This is a genomic window from Arthrobacter sp. B6, assembly GCF_001663775.1.
In the GTDB taxonomy this organism is placed as follows: Bacteria; Actinomycetota; Actinomycetes; order Actinomycetales; family Micrococcaceae; genus Arthrobacter.
Genome location: NZ_KV467169.1, coordinates 273,196 through 290,360 on the forward strand (window position 1 = coordinate 273,196; position 17,165 = coordinate 290,360).

13 protein-coding genes are annotated in these 17,165 nt (G+C 60.1%); 7 read left to right on the top strand and 6 right to left on the bottom strand.

Annotated features, from left to right (window positions below; translation table 11 throughout):
• Positions 1-9: 9 nt before the first annotated feature.
• Complete coding sequence (locus AU175_RS15915; protein ID WP_331711956.1) at positions 10-762, bottom strand: endonuclease/exonuclease/phosphatase family protein; 753 nt, start codon at positions 760-762, stop codon at positions 10-12.
• Positions 763-887: 125 nt separating this feature from the next.
• Between AU175_RS15915 and AU175_RS15920 the strand changes: the two genes are divergently transcribed.
• Complete coding sequence (locus AU175_RS15920; RefSeq protein WP_231938632.1) at positions 888-1,919, top strand: restriction endonuclease; 1,032 nt, start codon at positions 888-890, stop codon at positions 1,917-1,919.
• A 17-nt stretch (positions 1,920-1,936) separates the two neighbouring features.
• Here AU175_RS15920 and AU175_RS15925 read toward each other — a convergent pair whose 3' ends face one another.
• The 5 genes from AU175_RS15925 to AU175_RS15940 form a co-directional block, all read right to left on the bottom strand.
• Entirely contained in the window at positions 1,937-2,446 is a 510-nt protein-coding gene (locus AU175_RS15925) for a hypothetical protein (RefSeq protein WP_156642446.1), read from the bottom strand.
• Positions 2,447-2,534: 88 nt separating this feature from the next.
• The gene (locus AU175_RS21840; RefSeq protein ID WP_156642448.1) at positions 2,535-2,693 is read right to left on the bottom strand and encodes a hypothetical protein; all 159 of its coding nucleotides are present in this window, start codon (positions 2,691-2,693) and stop codon (positions 2,535-2,537) included.
• Positions 2,694-3,109: 416 nt separating this feature from the next.
• Positions 3,110-4,123 carry an EcsC family protein gene (locus AU175_RS15930; RefSeq protein WP_066291846.1) on the bottom strand — a complete coding sequence of 338 codons (1,014 nt, stop codon included), beginning with the start codon at positions 4,121-4,123 and terminating at the stop codon, positions 3,110-3,112.
• 197 nt (positions 4,124-4,320) lie between these two features.
• Positions 4,321-4,971: a hypothetical protein gene (locus tag AU175_RS15935; RefSeq protein ID WP_066291848.1), complete on the bottom strand. Its 651-nt coding sequence runs from the start codon at positions 4,969-4,971 to the stop codon at positions 4,321-4,323.
• Between the two features lie 41 nt (positions 4,972-5,012).
• A complete protein-coding gene (locus AU175_RS15940; RefSeq protein WP_066291849.1) occupies positions 5,013-5,666 on the bottom strand; it encodes a hypothetical protein in 654 nt (217 codons plus the stop codon).
• Between the two features lie 266 nt (positions 5,667-5,932).
• Between AU175_RS15940 and AU175_RS15945 the strand changes: the two genes are divergently transcribed.
• The 6 genes from AU175_RS15945 to AU175_RS15970 all read left to right on the top strand — a co-directional run bounded on the left by AU175_RS15945 (position 5,933) and on the right by AU175_RS15970 (position 16,914).
• The gene (locus tag AU175_RS15945; RefSeq protein WP_082979250.1) at positions 5,933-7,966 is read left to right on the top strand and encodes a hypothetical protein; all 2,034 of its coding nucleotides are present in this window, start codon (positions 5,933-5,935) and stop codon (positions 7,964-7,966) included.
• Positions 7,966-9,597: a class I SAM-dependent DNA methyltransferase gene (locus AU175_RS15950; RefSeq protein ID WP_066291853.1), complete on the top strand. Its 1,632-nt coding sequence runs from the start codon at positions 7,966-7,968 to the stop codon at positions 9,595-9,597. Before AU175_RS15945 ends, AU175_RS15950 begins: the two co-directional genes overlap by 1 nt.
• A complete protein-coding gene (locus tag AU175_RS15955) occupies positions 9,590-10,771 on the top strand; it encodes a restriction endonuclease subunit S (RefSeq protein WP_066291856.1) in 1,182 nt (393 codons plus the stop codon). The genes AU175_RS15950 and AU175_RS15955 overlap by 8 nt, the downstream gene beginning before the upstream one ends.
• A gap of 87 nt (positions 10,772-10,858) precedes the next feature.
• A complete protein-coding gene (locus AU175_RS15960) occupies positions 10,859-14,047 on the top strand; it encodes a type I restriction endonuclease subunit R (RefSeq protein ID WP_066294287.1) in 3,189 nt (1,062 codons plus the stop codon).
• Between the two features lie 55 nt (positions 14,048-14,102).
• On the top strand, positions 14,103-15,587 hold the full coding sequence (locus AU175_RS15965; protein WP_231938633.1) for a hypothetical protein: 1,485 nt from the start codon (positions 14,103-14,105) through the stop codon (positions 15,585-15,587).
• Positions 15,588-15,972: 385 nt separating this feature from the next.
• Positions 15,973-16,914, top strand: a complete 942-nt coding sequence (locus tag AU175_RS15970; protein WP_066291860.1) for a hypothetical protein — start codon at positions 15,973-15,975, stop codon at positions 16,912-16,914.
• Positions 16,915-17,165 lie beyond the last annotated feature (251 nt).

Below are 17,165 nucleotides of genomic sequence, written 5' to 3' on the forward strand. Positions count from 1 at the left end.
CTTGAACGATTACGGTTTATGACTCCCGGGAGCTGCAGGAACGGCAGTACTTTGAAAAGGTTCAAGGTCCAAAATCAGGGGCATGTGGTCGCTGTACTGCAGCCGCTCCTCGTGCCGGCCGATTTCGAGGGAGGCTGAGGCGCCGCGGAGGAAGGCGTAATCAATGTGGTGTCCGAAGTGCAGCTTCTTAGTATGAAAGTAGGTTTGGGTACTTTCGAAGCCGTGAGCGATGCCCTCCGTTTGATGGTGAACGCTTCGGAGTCCGAGTCCGTGAAGTTTGTCGACCAACAGGGAATGGTTTCGTCCCGGGTGTTCCCTGTCCCAGATGGTGTTGCTGTTGAAGTCGCCGATCAGCAGAGAAGGTGCCGACGTCAGGAAGTCAGCTTGGCGATCGACGATCTCGTGAGTGACCCGAACATATTTCAGGTCTTTGTCGCGGACGTGGGCCCATAGTGCAACGATGTTCACGCCGTCTACGACGAACGGAATATGCCAGGGCAGGAGTCGTCCCGCTGCGTGGAGTAGGTAGGAGCGGTCAGTAAAACCTATGACGCCAAGGCCTTTGTGAGGATTGGAACCGACCCAAGCCTTGAACGGAGCATCCGTTTGAGCAATATCTTTCCGCGAAACCTCCGGTAAGACCGCGACATCGGGCTGAAGCGCCTCCACCAGCCAGCGCTTTTTGGCATAACCCATGGCACAGTTCCAAGAGACTATTCGCATGCCCTTTACGCTACTTGCTTCTCTGTGCCGCCCAACCATCTTTAGATTCGCCTTGCTCGCAGAAATAGCGTTTCCTCAAAAGGATCCGGGGCCGCCGCCCCGGTTTCCTCCAGCATCCGCCGGTAGGCTAAGGAGGCCGAAGTGGCAAAGGAGAGATTGGGGACGTGTTGGTTGCAGTCTGGGGCATTCACAATGACGCACTATCGAACGAACTGGTGGAGGAAGGGTTCATCAGCATTGGGTGGTCAGCCATTCCAAGCCTCCACTCCATCGGTGGTGACCGCGATTCTCTGAAGCAAGCTTTGGCGGGCGCATACCCCGACGCTAAGGCCGGCGCAATCCCCGTCTGGGCAGGAATTTTGTACCGCTTTGGTTTCGAGATGAAGGAAGGCGACATCGTCATAGCGCCGTACCGGGCTGACAGCACCCTCAATTTCGGTGTCATTACAGGGGAATATGAGTACGTGCCCGAAGCGCCCGTCCATCCACATCGTCGCAAGGTCAGATGGTTAAAAACGGGAGTTTCGCGAGGTCTGTTTCCCCAGGAAGCGCTCTACGAGATCGGGTCCGCGATGACGCTTTTCCGCGTCAAAAAGAACGTTCAGGTGTTCATGAACTTCCTGAATGCGGGTCCGGATGCGGTGACGCCGGGAATGCCACTTGATTCAATCGAGCGGCAGGCCACTGATGATTGGATTGAGACCGAGCCCAGTGCCGCTCGGTTGGACCAGTTCACGCATGACTTCATCTTGAAAACGCTGCTGCAGGACCTCTCGCACGAAGAATTCGAGCACTTCACTGCTGATTTGCTTAGGGCGATGGGATACGAAGCGAGGGTAACGCCCTACGCCTCTGACGGTGGTGTCGATGTCATCGCTCACAGGGACCCCCTCGGTCTTGAACCTCCCGTAATCAAGGTCCAGTGCAAACACACCGCCGCCCAGCAGTCCCGCCCGGACGTTCAGCGCCTTAGTGGAACCCTCGCACACGGTGAACTTGCCCTCTTCGTCTGCCTTGGAAGTTTCAGCAAAGATGCACTGGGCTACGAGCGCGAAAGGCAAAACCTCCGTCTCCTAACGGGAGCAGATGTTGTAGAACTGACCCTGCAGAATTACGACAAGATCTCACCGCAGTGGAAAACCCGTATTCCACTCCGCCAGGTGTACGTAGTGGACCGAGCTAGCGAGGGACGCTAGCTCGGTTGGGATCAGAGCTAACGCATCGTGTTCCTCCAGTGATCCCACCAATTGCCGTAAAGTTCGAACCTCAGGGTGGGCTCCTCCGCAGCGCGAACAATCGAAGCCGCGACCGAAAATTCCGGGTCGCGGTTGACCAGCTTGCCGCTGCATTCATCCCGAGGCTGTCGAGCGCTTTTTAGTCCTCTGCCAGCAGTCTCGTCAATCCTCGTGAATGATGCCGACTGCATATCCCAGCGCATGCCGAGCGTTGCTTCATGCTCCTGCACAAGTTGGAGGCCCAATGCCACGTGCGCGAAGTTAGTCTTCTCTTTCCGCAGTTTTGCCAGAGCCAGACGCGCGCGCTCGTGTCGGTACCGAGGCGCAAGCAGTTTCACTCCTGGGTAGCTTGACCCTGGCAGGGCAGTCAGCAACAAGGACCATTCCACGAGGAGATCGAGACGCTTCGCCTCGGTTTGAGAGCTAGTGCCGGTACTGCCATAGACATCTGCCACGGCACTCCAATAGAAGACGAAGTTCTTGAGCAACCCTTCAGCGTTAAGGGCATCAGTGAGCGCCGCTTGCTCGAGTTCGATGATGTCGAGTACAAGGGATGGGGGCAGAGTCTTGGACCCCTCATGCCCCAACTGCAAAAACCTGTCGACGCGAGCAGCCGTTGCGCTGAAGCACAGTCCATTCACGGATGCCCAGCATCCGGGATACAACAGGCCGCTCCTCGTTACGCAACATGTTCTTGGTCCAGTTGAGGTACGGGGCGATATCATGCTCGGTCATGGTTTCTCCTCTGGGTGACTTAAAGCGAAGCGCCCTCGGCGGATGCCAAGGGCGGGAATTCTGGAAAGAATATTCGTTTAAGAGCAGGCAGTTGGATGATAGACAGGCGATAAGACTTAGGTCAGGTATTGCAAAAGGCCCCCGGGGACGATCCGGAGGCCTTCATTGCTTCTATTAACTTCTTTGCTGCGTCACCAAATCAATAAGCGCTGTTCTGGGTGGCTTTTTAGAGCGATCGGCTCTGTTGGCAACCAGTACAAGGTGCTGATTACACTCGCTGACCCGGCTTACTAATTTGATCCTGTCTCGTATTGTGAGACCGCTTCCGTTACACATGCAAATCGGGATCACAGCTTACTAAATTGAACTCGCGCCATCGGGAGCCAAGGTACTGAGGCCGGCACAGCTGCTTTTGCCTAAGGGGCCTCCACGAACGGCTCGTTGTCTGAATCACTTGCGAGCGCGGCCGGCAGCGGCAACCCATACTTCTCGCACAGGAACCGGGTTTGGCAGTACCGCTGCGCGTCAGCGGCCACATTTCCGAGGACGGCGGAGTTCATACCGGCACCAATGAGGATGCCCACGAACGGCACTACCTTTGCGACGTTCTGAACCGGAACCTTGGCGCCGGCCGGACCAAGGTGCTGCATCAACTTCTCGAGGGCGGCCAGCAGACGGTGGTCGGCGCGGAGTTTGTCTGACCACCGAACACGTCCATTGATCGCTTCGGCTGCACGGGCGACCTCACGCAGCGGCTCAACCTTGGCTGCTTGCGCCATGAATGACCGGCGTACCAGGCGTTGGATGAAGATCTGCTCATCGGGGTCTTTTGCGTCGTAGCCGTACGAGTACGCGATCCGCGCTGCAATCGATGTGCTCAGGACTTGGATGACGAGAATGTCCGCTGTCATCGCAACAGGGATACCGGCCACGGGAGTCAGAGCCAGCACACCCATCGTCCCACCTTCGAGTGCGCCAGCGGTCCGCCAGGTGAGGGTGTTGAATTTCAGCAGCCGGTCGCAAACCTTGAGGTCGTGCTGCCGCAGTTCGGTGAAACTGTTCAGGTCGAGACCTCGCTTGCGGGCGAGCTTCTCAACGCTCTCAGGGTCGTTGAGTTCCATAGCCCAGTCGTTGACCAGCTCAAGAAGTGCTGCCGCGCCTTCGAGCGCTGGTCGCACGGCTGCGGTGGCGACAGCGTCGCCGGCCCGTCGAATCGGCTCCTTGACCCCCTCTGGCACAGCTGCCGTAACTCTGCTCATGGCCTTGCCCGTTACATCGCTGGTGCGCTCGAGCGCACTGCTTGCCCAGTTCGGCAGGGCACGGCGGTTGTTACGCCTCTGCCAGTGCTCGTTGAGCTTGTCCCACATTTGCCCCTCGTACGCACTCATCGACATTGCGGGATCGACGAGCGGGTCGGTGTATATGCTCAATGGGATTCTCCGTTTCGACTGTGATTGCTGGATCTATGATGCTCTAAAAGCTGGGACGCATGCGTGAGGGCGCCGTGGGTCGTAGCTGGGCATTATTGAAAGGTGCTCTTAGATGTGGGAGTTCGGCGAGTAAATCGCGCCGCACGGAGGAAGGAGATTGTCGGCTAAAGCGAAGGTCTCCTTCCCCCAACGAACGCCTACCCTGGAATCTGAATCCGGGCCGCTTCCTGCATCAGCGGATCGGAAATCATCACCGTCGCTTCCCCGGGGGCAATGTCGAACGCCACGAAGCCGCGCGACTTGTCACCAGGCAGGACGTCGCCGGAGCCCAACTGGTTGTCGGCAAACATGCTGAGGTCAGCTTTCCGCCCGCCGGCATCCTTGGCCGAGAAGTAGAACGGGTTCGAGCTGGTCTTGCCGGCCTCGGTCTCCCACAGCACGTCCAGGAGTAGATATGTTCCGTTCTTCGGCGGCGTCGCAAAGGCAGTCGTGGTCACGACATCGGTGCGCACCGCGGAAACGATGGTGATCCGGGCGACGTCGCCATTGCGCATCTTCACAGGGAACGGAGCTCCCACGGAAGGTGCCGCCGCGGCGGCAGGTGCCGGAGCAGCCGACGCCGGTGCTGCCGCCGGCTGGGCGGGTTCCTCGCTAGGGGACGCGGAAGCAGCCGTCGAGGCGGCCGGACTGGAATCAGCCGCCGGTTTGTTGCCGCCAGAGCACGAGCCCATCATGATGCCAAGAAGCAGCACGCCGGCCGGAATAAGAAGCCGCTTCTTCTTGTAGATGGGACGCTTCCCGGGCGCTTCTGGCGCAGTGGGGACAGGGGCAAAGTTCTGGTGAGACACGGTGTTGCCTTTCCATGATGCGATAGATGATGTGGGGTTTGCTACTGCTTTTCCCATTTGCCGCAGCGGGTTGAGTTGAAGTCCTGTCCCGCTGAAAGTGTGACGACGGGACGGCCGCCGCCTGGGATGTCATTTTCGATGATGTCGCCGCCGTTGCTGCCGCTTCGGTAGATTCCCCAGTAGCAGGTGGATCCCACTGCTGCAGCCGCCCGATAAGTGCCAGGCTCGATGTCTGTACCCACCGTCCAGGTGCCGTCCCCGACTGTGTTGGCAGCCTTCGCCTTTTCCGCCCCAGTCACGGCCTCTTCGCGGGCTTTCACCGCAGCCTCCGCAGTCTTGACGGCAGCGTCAGCCTTGCTGACTTCGGACTCCTTGGCCGTGACTTTGGACTCCCGCGAAGCCATGCCGTTCTCGAGGGTGTCGTACTTTCCTTTCAGTGAGGCGTAGCTGGACAGCGCAGCATCGCGCTCTATTTCGACCGTTGACTTCTCGTCAGCCAGGGACGCGTAAGCCTCGCTCGTCTTGGGATCCGGCAGCACCGTTCCGAAGGCAATGCCGCCGGCAATGAGTACGACGGCGGCACTCGCCATAAAGATGGGCTTCTTCCGTCCGGATTTTGCTGGCTGCTCGTCCGGAGCTTCGGTAGCGGCCTCGGGTTCAGGCCCTGATGCCGGGTCGGCGTGATCGTTCAACATGTGCTCTTCCTCTGTTCGTGGATAACCGCCAAACGGCGGCGGGATACTGATCCCCCAATGAGCGGTTCCCGCCGCCGCAGCAGCTCCGGAAGATTCCTTCTTGGCTGCAGAACGAACTTATGAGCAGACAGCAGACATTTATGCAAACTTCGCTGATAACCCGGGTTATCAGAACGAACGGGGCCATGCCGCTACGGTCCATTAGGCTGAGGTGACGATCACGACTGAAGGGGGCAGGCATGTACCGGGCTGATAGCGCACTGCGAATGACGCTTTCCGATATTGCCTCCCTTGCCCAGGTCCAGCGGCCAGTCGTCTCCATGTGGCGCAAACGCAGCAACGGGGGTGCGGCGCCCTTTCCCTCGGCCGTATCGGTCCTCAACGGAGTTGAACAGTTCAGCGCCGATGACGTTACCGCTTGGCTCCAGGCCACTGGCCGGGGCAACAACCCCGAGGCCGGGAACGACGTCGCAGTTTTCGCAAGACTGGCCACGTCGACGACAGCACCGCGGGACAGCCGGCAGACGTTCGATGGCCTGACCGCACTCCTCGCCCTAAAGGTCATCACTGGAGAGCCCCTAAGCCGAAGCACCGCAGCGGACCTATTAGACGCCGCCGACGAAGCCGACCCCGACGACGTGTTCCTCTACTCCGAGCTGGAGGCCCTCGGTTCCGCACTTCCGGGTCTCGCCAACTTCGCGGACAGGCTGGTGGACAGTGCGTTCAGCGCTCCGGCAGCCTTCGAAAAGCTCCTGGCCCACCGGTTCAAGGAGGGCCTGCGCGAGCAGTCTGATACTGCACTGGCGGACACCGCGCTCAAGCTGGTCGGCGCCACCGCCACGGAACTGGCCTCCACCTTGAACAGCAAGGTCCTGTTCGTCGACTCGACGCCTGGCGGAAGCGATGTGATGCTCAGCATCGTCCAGCACTACGGCGAATCGCAGTCCATGACCTTTCTGGCGGCAGACCACCACGGCGGCGCCTCACGGTTGGCCCGCCGGCGCCTGGCCGTGCATGGTGCAGACAGTGGCCCTGTGAAGATCGATGCCAAGGGCGCCTTCGCGGTCAACGGCCCGGCTGTGCACGTCGCCCAATATCCTGCACCGGGCAATCCCTCCATGGATACCATCGGCATCCTGAACAGCATCGAAAACATCACCCTGCAAATGGACGACAGTCAGCGGGCGGTGGTCATTGCGCCGGCCAGGGTGCTGTGTGACGCACTTGCCGGAGAATCCGGCAACCTCCGCTCTGATCTTCTGCGTTCCGGCCGCGTACGAGCAATCGTGCGGCTGCAGCCAGGCCTCCTTCGCGCCAAGCCGCGTGAACCGCAAGCCCTCTGGGTACTTGGGCCGTCCTTCGCGGAAGTGCCCATCGCGGAACGGTGGACCATGGCGGCGGACCTGAGCACTACTTCCCTGACCCTGGACGTTAGCCAGGACCTCATCAGCGACGTTGTCGCCTCCATGGGCGACCGCGCCACCATCCGCGCGCATTCGTTCCGCTTCGCCCGTCTCGTGCCGAGCCGCCTCCTGCTCGCAGAAACCGGGGCACTGGTGAACCCCCCACCGACCAAAAGTACGACGACGGCAGCGGGCGCCGAGACAACGCTTCGGATCGAGGAACTCGTCCGGGGCCTGTCCACCGGCAGCTCCGGCCGGGTAACACTGCCGGCTGTCCAGCCTGCCGCTGCCGGCGCCTCACTCCGCGCGGCTACAGTCCAGGAGCTCATCAAGGCCGGAAACCTCAAGTACCTCAACGGCATCAGGCTTAAAGAGGCTGACCAAAACAGCCAAGGCGGAAGCAGGATCCTGGGCCGCGACGAACTGATCGATCCGCATAACACACAACCGCGCTTCATCACCCTTTTGGACTTCGCCGCCAAATACCCGGCCGGCCGGCTCACCGAACCAGGCGATGTCGTCTTCTGTACCAGCCCGAGGCCTGTCGCGATGATAGACGCGGAGGGCGGCGCCGTCGTCGTCTTTCCTGCCCGGATCCTGAGGATTGATCGCGGTGACCCGGGCGGCCTGCTGCCCGCCGTCGTCGTCGCGGACATCAACCGGCTCAAGGCTGCGGACAAGTCCTGGCAGAACTGGCGGCTCCGCCGCACCTCGGAAGTCGAGCGCGGGCCACTCACCAAAGCGCTGGAAAGCCTGCAACACGAGCAGGCCCAAGCCCGCCAACGCCTCGAACGGCTGGAAGAACTCGCTACTCTGATTACGGACGGCGTAGCGGGCGGAAGCCTCACCCTGACAGACCCCATTTCCAACGCCGCACCAGTAGAAGGAACAGCATAATGCCCCCGAAAGTGAAGGTGGAGCTCGCCCCGTCCACCATGAAGGAACTCAAGGACACGCTCTGGAAGGCGGCGGACAAGCTCCGCGGTTCGATGGATGCCTCGCAGTACAAGGACGTGATTTTGGGGCTGGTGTTCCTGAAGTATGTGTCGGACGCGTTCGAGGAACGGCGCGAACAGATCCAGGCCGAGCTGGAGGCGGACGGGCTCAACGAGGAGCAGATCGCGCAGCTGATCGACGACGTGGACGAGTACACAGGCCGCGGCGTGTTCTGGGTTTCACCCCGGGCACGCTGGACTTACCTGGCTGAGAACGCCAAGGGCCTGGACGCGGTGGACGGCGCGGCGCCGAAGTCCATCGGGCTGCTGATTGATGAGGCGATGGACCTCGTCATGGCCGACAACAAGTCCCTGGCCGCAACGCTTCCCAAAATCTACAACCGGGACAACGTGGACCAGCGCCGCCTGGGCGAGCTGCTGGACCTCTTCAACTCGGCCAGATTCACCGGCCAAGGAGCCAGCAAGGCGCGCGACCTGCTCGGTGAGGTGTACGAGTACTTCCTGGAGAAGTTCGCCAAGGCCGAGGGCAAGCGCGGCGGCGAGTTCTACACGCCGGCCGGCGTGGTCCGAGTCCTGGTGGAGGTTCTGGAGCCCCACCGCGGGCGTGTTTACGACCCGTGCTGCGGTTCGGGCGGCATGTTCGTGCAGGCAGAGAAGTTCCTTGCCGCGCACCACCTTGAGGGTTCGGACATTTCCGTTTATGGCCAGGAGCTGAACGAGCGCACCTGGCGGATGGCGAAGATGAACCTGGCCATCCACGGCCTGAACGCCAACCTGGCATCGCGCTGGGGCGACACGTTCGCCCGGGATCAGCACCCGGAGCTGACCGGGAACAACGGCGCGGACTTCATCATGGCCAACCCGCCCTTCAACATCAAGGACTGGGCCCGCTCCGAGTCCGACCCGCGCTGGAAGTACGGCGTCCCGCCGGCCGGCAACGCCAACTACGCCTGGATCCAGCACATCATCTCCAAGCTGGCGCCCGGCGGCAGTGCGGGCGTAGTCATGGCCAACGGTTCCATGTCCTCCAACTCCGGCGGCGAAGGTGAGATCCGCGCCCAGCTGGTGGAGGCCGACCTCGTCTCCTGCATGGTGGCCCTCCCCACCCAGCTGTTCCGCAGCACCGGCATCCCGGTGTGCACCTGGTTCTTCGCGAAGGACAAGACCGCCGGCCCGCGCGGCTCGGTGGACCGGACCGGGCAAGTGCTATTCATCGACGCCCGTAGCCTGGGCTACATGGTGGACCGGGCCGAGCGCGCCCTGTCCGACGAGGACATCGCCAAGATCGCCAACACCTACCACGCCTGGCGCGGCACGGCGTCAGCTGTTGAGGCCGGGCTGACCTACGACGACGAGGCCGGCTTCTGCTATTCGGCTTCGCTTGCCGAGGTCAAGGCAGCGGACTACGCGCTGACGCCTGGACGGTACGTCGGGGCCCCTGATGTGGAGGACGACGGCGAGCCGATCGAGGAGAAGATCGCACGGCTGTCGAAGGAGCTGTTCGAGCAGTTCGAGGAATCTGAGCGACTGGCGGCTGTTGTGCGCGAGCAATTGGGGAGGGTCGATGTCTGAGCTGACCGTTCGTGACATGGGCACCCTCTTTGACGGTCCCCACGCGACGCCCACACGGATTGAATCGGGGCCCTACTTCCTGAACATCGCCAGCCTGAGCGGCGGACGATTGGAGCTGGACCAGTCCGATCACGTATCAGAAGCAGACTTTGAGAAATGGACTAAGCGCGTTGAGCCCACAGAAGGGGATCTTCTATTCTCCTATGAGACGCGACTGGGTGAGGCAGCTCTCATGCCTGCGGGCGTTCGGGCATGCCTCGGTAGGCGCATGGCGCTGATTCGTCCAAACCGTTCAGTGGTAAACCCCAAGTTTCTTCTCTACTACTATCTGAGCCCAGGGTTTCAGCGAACGATTGAACAACACACCATCCATGGGGCAACCGTTAACCGCATTAGCCTCTCCACAATGGGCGCGTGGCCCGTAGCTCTCCCCAGTCTTGGCGAGCAGCAGGCAATCGCAGAGGTGCTGGGCGCCCTCGATGACAAGATCGCCGCCAACACCAAACTCGCCGCTACGGCCAGCGAGCTTGCTGGATTGAAATATGACCATTCGGCTGCTGATTTCGATGCACGACCAATGAGCGACGTGCTTACGCCAGTCCTGGGTGGCACTCCAGCGCGGTCGAGAGCAGACTTCTGGGGCGGGGACCGACTCTGGGCGTCAGCGAAGGATATTACCGGCGCGCAATTTGGCGTGGTGCTTTCCACTGACGAGAAGATCACAGAGGGTGCCGTAGCAGGCACGAAGGCGAAGCCTTTGCCTGCGGGAAGCGTAATTCTTACCGCACGAGGGACTGTCGGAGCAGTAGCCAGGCTGGCCGCCCCTGCGTCTTTCAATCAGTCGTGTTATGGGTTCGTGCCTGGCGCCATACCGCCTGGTGTCCTCTACTTCGCCATCACTAGGGCAGTGCTGAGGGCTAAAGAAATTGCCCATGGCTCCGTCTTCGACACGATAACGATGAAAACCTTTGACCATTTACCCTTTCCAGACTTTGACGCTGAAGCATTAGCAGCTACGGAATGCGAAATGGGTCCCCTGCTTGAAGTGGTCGCTGGGGTCGTCCGGGAAAACAGTTCGCTCGCCGAGGCCCGCGACACGCTCCTGCCTCAGCTGATGTCCGGCAAGCTCCGGGTCAAGGATGCGGAGAAGGTCTTAGAGAACGCCGGAGTGTAAACGCTCATCGCGTTTGTAGTGGGCACCTCGGGATGGCCGCCCGAAACCTGAATAAGCTGAACAACAAATAGATTGTGGGGAATCACCGTGACAGCACCATCAGTAACCTTTTCGGAAGCCGACTGGGAGGGCGCCGCGAAGGAGCGGCTGGGCGAACTGGACTGGAAGCCGCTGGAGGGGCAGGCAATCGCGCCCGGCACCGGGGAGCGGGACTCTTGGTCCGAGCTCCTGATCCGGCCCCGCCTCCTTGCCGCCCTCCGGCGGCTCAACCCGGCAGTCCCGGCGCAGTATCTGCAGCAGGCACTCGCGGAAATCGCATCGCCCAAGTCGAACGATGCCATGGCTGAGAACCACCGGATCCACAACTGCCTCGTCGACGGCTACCGGCTGACTTATATCGACTCCGACGGCGACGAGGCCAACCCGACCATCCGGCTGATCAGCCGGGCACCGGACCAAAATGACTGGCTCGCCGTCAACCAGGTCACACTGGTGCAGGGCGACTACAAACGGCGCTTCGACGTCGTGCTCTACTGCAACGGCATGCCCGTCAGCATCATCGAACTCAAGAAGGCCGGCAGCGCCCACGCCGACCTCCGCGGCGCCCACGCCCAGCTCCAGACCTACCTCCGCGAATTCCCCATGGCGTTCCGCTTCTGCGTCTTCACGCTCGCCACCGACGGGATCCAAGCCAAGTACGGAACGCCGTTCACCCCCTTCAACCATTTCTCACCGTGGAATGTAGACGATGACGGCGTCCCCGTCCCCCAGGGCCACATGGTCGACGGCGACGCCGTCACCGCACTCGACACAGCGCTCGACGGGCTCTACAACCAGGAACGATTCCTGCAGCTCACTCGCAACTTCACCGCTTTCGACCAGGGCTCAGTTGGTTTGGCCAAGCGCATTGCCAAGCCGCACCAGTACTACGCGGTCACCAAGGCTGTCGCCAGCACTATCCAGGCGGTGGAAAGCAACGGCAAGGCCGGGGTCGTGTGGCACACCCAAGGGTCGGGCAAATCCATGGAAATGGAACTTTATGCCAACATGGTGGCGCGTGCGCACAAGCTGAAGAACCCGACTGTCGTGGTCATCACGGACCGGAACGAGCTAGACGGGCAGCTATTCGAAGGCTTCGACCGCAGCCTGCTTCTGGCGGAGTCACCCAAGCAGATCAGGAAACGCTCCGAACTACGCGACGAGCTGAGCAACCGGACCACCGGCGGCATCTACTTCACCACACTGCAGAAGTTCGGCCGCAGCAAATCTGAGAAGGACGCAGGCGCCGACCACCCTCTGCTGTCCGATCGCCGCAACATCATCGTGGTGGTGGACGAGGCCCACCGCTCGCACTACGACGATCTGGACGGCTACGCCCGGCATCTGCGCGACGCGCTCCCCCATGCCACCCTCATCGCGTTCACCGGAACGCCGATCTCCTTCGATGACCGCAACACCCAGGAGGTCTTCGGCGACTACATCGACATCTACGACCTCTCGCGTGCAGTCGAAGACGGCGCGACTGTGCCCGTCTATTTCGAACCGCGGCTGATCAAGGTGGGACTTTCCGAAGGCGTCACGGAGGAGGACCTGGACAAGTCCGCCGATGAACTGACGATGGGGCTCGACGACACGGAACGTGCGCGCATCGAGGCGAGTGTCGCCGTCGTCAACGCTGTCTATGGTGCGCCGCAGCGCATTGCCGCACTCGCCGAGGACCTGGTGGCGCACTGGGAGAACCGGCGGGAGCGGATGGGCAAGTTCATCGAGGCGCCGGGCAAGGCGATGATCGTGGGCGGGACGCGGGAAATCTGCGCGAAGCTGTACTCCGCGATCGTGGAGCTGCGCCCGGACTGGCATTCGTGCGACCTGTCAAAGGGCAGGATCAAGGTGGTGTATTCCGGCGATGCGACAGATGTGCCGCCGGTATCCGATCACGTGCGCCGGGATTCGCTGAATGCCCAGGTCAAGGAGCGGCTCAAGAACGTCGACGACGAGCTGGAGCTGGTGATCGTCAAGGACATGATGCTCACCGGCTACGACTCTCCCCCGCTGCACACCCTGTACCTGGACCGGCCGCTCAAGGGCGCGCTGCTGATGCAGACGCTTGCCCGGGTGAACCGCACGTTCCGCGGCAAGGAGGACGGGCTGCTGGTGGCGTACGCGCCGCTGGCGGAGAACCTGGCGAAGGCGCTGGGTGAGTACACGCAGTCGGACCAGGCGAACAAGCCGGTGGGCAAGAACATCGAGGAGGCTGTTGGCCTGACGGTGTCCTTGGTGGAGTCGCTGCGTACCCTGCTGGCCGGGTACGACTGGAAGGCCGTACTGATGAAGGGCGGGCCGAAGTCGTTCCTCAACGCCGTGACCGGGGCGGTCAGTTATCTGCGGAATCCTGCCACGCCGGGCAACCAGCCAGCGGACGGCGAGGAGACGCTTGCCGCGAAGTACCGGAAGTTCTCCAGCCAGCTGTCGCGTGCCTGGGCCCTGTGCTCCGGGTCCGAAACGTTGACTGAGCTGCGGCCGGAGATTCAGGTGTACGAGGAGATTCGCGTCTGGATGGCGAAGTACGACGCCGCCGACCGGCAGGCGAGCGGCGAGCCCGTGCCGGAGGACATTCAGCGGCTGCTGGGGAACCTGATTGCTCAGGCCACGTCTTCCGGCGAGGTGCTGGACATCTATGATGCGGCAGGCATGCCGAAGCCGTCCCTGGATGACCTGACGCCGGAGTTCATTGCCAAGACGCAGAAGGCCCGGAACCCGCAGCTGGCCATCGAGGCGTTGCGGAAGTTGATCGCCGATGAGTCTGCATCATCCACCCGGAACAACGTGATCCGGCAGCGGGTGTTCTCGGAGCGGATCACCGAGCTGATGAAGAAGTACACGAACCAGCAGCTGACGTCAGCGGAGGTCATTGCGGAGCTTGTGGAACTGGCCCATGAAGTGGCTGCCGAAGGTAAACGCGGTCAGCAGTTCACTCCCCCGCTGAACTCGGATGAGTTGGCGTTCTACGACGCGGTGGCTCAGAACGAGTCGGCGGTGGAGGTCCAGGGCGAAGGTGTTCTAGCGGACATTGCACGCGAACTGGTGTCGGTGATGAGGCGGGACGTTCGGACTGACTGGACCGTCCGCGACGATGTACGTGCGAAGCTGCGTTCCTCCATCAAACGGCTCCTGGTCCGGTTCGGTTACCCGCCGGACAAGCAGCCCGAGGCTATAAAGCTGGTCATGGAGCAGATGGAGTCTATGGCTCCGCGGTTCGCTGGTGCCCAGCAATAGGCGTTCCAAGAGACCGCAACGAGACAGCACGCCAAACGACTAGGAAAGGCCGCAAGTGAACAGCACACTCGAAAATAACCGACGAGTCCGCTGGGGCGAATATCAACAGGCTGTTCGACGGCATGCGCCATCAGAACTATTACCCATGGTCGCGCAGATCGCTAGCCAGCTAAAGGAGTACGAATTCGACCAGACATGGCAATTGTTTTCGCCGTGGGCGGCAGCAGCGATCGGCAGGGACAGCCTCCTATATGGGAACGAGTACCGTTCTGCACCGGTGAATAATCGAACATTGAACAAGCTGTTTCGGCTATTCAACCGAGCTGAAGGTGAAGTACCGGAGGGCAAAGAAGTCTGGTTAATGATGACAGCCTTCTTGTACGAGCAGGGTCACTACCAAGATACGCCCTTGCACGATGTTGCCCGGACACTTCTTCTGCTGAGAGATACGGCAATCCTAGCTCCCGAGATCCCTGACCGTGACTGGACTGAAGTACTCGGTGTGGACCTTGAGCAGTGGCTCATCATTATTTTCGCCCTTGCTACGGCTACAAAAGGAGGAGGCGGCCATTTCGACCCTACATCTCCTGAACGCGATGCATGGCATAAACTCAATCCAGATTTGTCACCACATCTTGTCGACGTTGTTCTGCAACAATTAGTTACCAACCCACAAGAGTTCCGAGAAAAGACTCGATTTGCGCCTGACGTAGCTGACCATCTCCGACGTTTCGCTTACAACCAACTGAACAGTACTCCACTGATCGATTTTGGAGATGACTTGCTCGTAGCCCCTCAATATTTGCTAATTCTGCGTTGCATGCTGGTCGAGAATATCTTCTATAGAGCCACACAAAAGTGGAAGCTCTTTCCTGAAGAGTTGGGGTACCGTGTTGAAGCCTACACCGGCCGACAGTTGGAATACGCAGAATTCACTGACATCCAGCCGGAAATCACTTATGGTAGGGATAATAAAAAGTCTGTTGATTGGCTCGTCGTTCATGACGGTACGCTACTCCTAATTGAATGCAAGGCAGCAAAACAGACCTTGGACGTCAAGGCCGGAGGTCTAGGAGCGCTGGACTATCTTGAATCAAGAGTGGGTAAGGCTCGCGGTCAGATCGGCAAGTCTCTGCGATTGATAAACGACGGCCAGGAAGAATTCGCCTCGTATGAAGGACTTGATTCAATCGGATTGATTGTGACGGCAGAGCCGGTACACATGGCAAACGAATCAACCTTCATCGAAGGTCTGCCCGAGACTGGATGCCCGACGTTGGTCGTTTCGCTGAGGGAGCTTGAAATTCTCTGCCACCTCGGTGCCGACGAGATGGTACGTACGCTCAAAACCATAGTAAGTGACGGAGAATTTAATACGCTGAGTGCCGTCCATTCAATACGGCAAGTTGCCGATCCGGACAAGATGGCGACTCACAATAGGATAATTGACGAAGCCTTCGAAAACACCATCAAAATCTGGTCACCCAAGCTGAGTACGCTGTTGGATGATACGGGCGATCTTTCGAAGGAACAGGCCTAAGCCGCTAGAAGTAGCCACCTTCGCTACTTAGTTATAGGCCTGACGGACTCCAAGCACGACCTTGATATCCCGGAAGGGCCCGCGCTCTGTTGAGTGTGGTGCCTTCTACGGCCAAAACTGAGTTCACTAATAAAGAGAAACTGTGAGACCTAAGGGCACTCGGCGAAAAGCGCCAAGAGCGGACCATGATTCCCCGGTTTTGGTGTACTGCTCAAGTCGGCTGACTCACCTAGTTGGCGAAATTATAGGCAATGTGTAGTATCACGCTGCTAATAGCTGAACGGTACACATCTTCGTGGCAACCTTTAATTGCTTGTACTCAGGAAAGAATTGTACGTCCCGTGGCGGACGCGCGCTGCCTCAGGCAACCAGTAAGGTTAATGTCGTGACAACTGACCTCCCGACCACCCAGAACCGACTCGACGCCTTGGCGGATCTTGCCGAAGCCTGCCGTGGCGCCTTCCTCCTAACAAGCATCAGTTCGAAGTGGCAGCCAGGGACGGGCTCCGCTGCGGCTGCTGCGAAGATCGACATCGAGCGGCAGGATCCCGCATCCCCGGCCAAGGGCATCTTGCCCGGATTCCAACTGGTTACAGAAGTTGTCGTCACTTACCTTGAGGTCGCTGCCAACCACCTTGGCGGGTTAGGTGCGCTTTATCGCTCCGGAGAGGCCATGTTTTCCCCGCTTCCGGTTGTCCGCTCAATCCTCGAATACTGTGCGCACGCAATGTGGGTTCTTGGAGGCGGCACGGGTGCAAACACGGACATCCTGGCGCGCGCCTACCTAGAGGAGTTCCTCAGCTGCGAGTCCGCCAAGCTGGCCGCCGAGCGAATGGGGGGCGATGCGGACGCCATACTTCAGGCGAAGGCGCGGTGGAAAGAAGTGAGGAACAGAGCCATGGCTGCGTTCCCCGGCACGACAGCAACTGACCTGACTAATGAAAAGCCTGGGCGCACGCTCGCCGGCCAAATTCTTCCTGGGCCTGAGGGCGGTGTGGACTGGATGTTCAACCACGTCTACCAGAACGGTAACGGATCGCTGGACGCGCGCCAAGCTAAAGGGGTCTATGCATTCCTAAGCGGAGGAACGCACGCTTCTCTCTACCAGGCTCGCCAAATGCGAAGGCCAGTGAAACTCAGTGACGGATTTGGAACCAATTTGGAGGTAGACATTCCCTTCCTCGAGAAGCTTCTGGCCCTAGCCGTTACCACCTTCTACAACTCGCTTTCGTACGCCATCTCCTTCTACGGGATCGACAAGGCCCCACACGGAAACCTCACCAACAAAATCGAGGAGATCCTTCCCATGTGCTTCAGGTCCGAATAGAGAACCCAGCTAGTTAACATCGCGCGGGGCCACACGGGAAGTTCACCGGTGAGGTCGACGTCGACCGGCGCAGTCTGAGTAACGCCGCTTCCCAGCCTTGCCCACTGTCCCGATGGCAGCCAACTGCAGCAGTTCAAAATCAAAGTGGGCACGTCATAGAAGGAGGTCGCTTGTACCAAGGCGCTTTGCTTCACGAACTCGCCCAGTCTTCAGCGGGTATTCACCGTAGCTTTCGAGCCTGCTGATCAGAA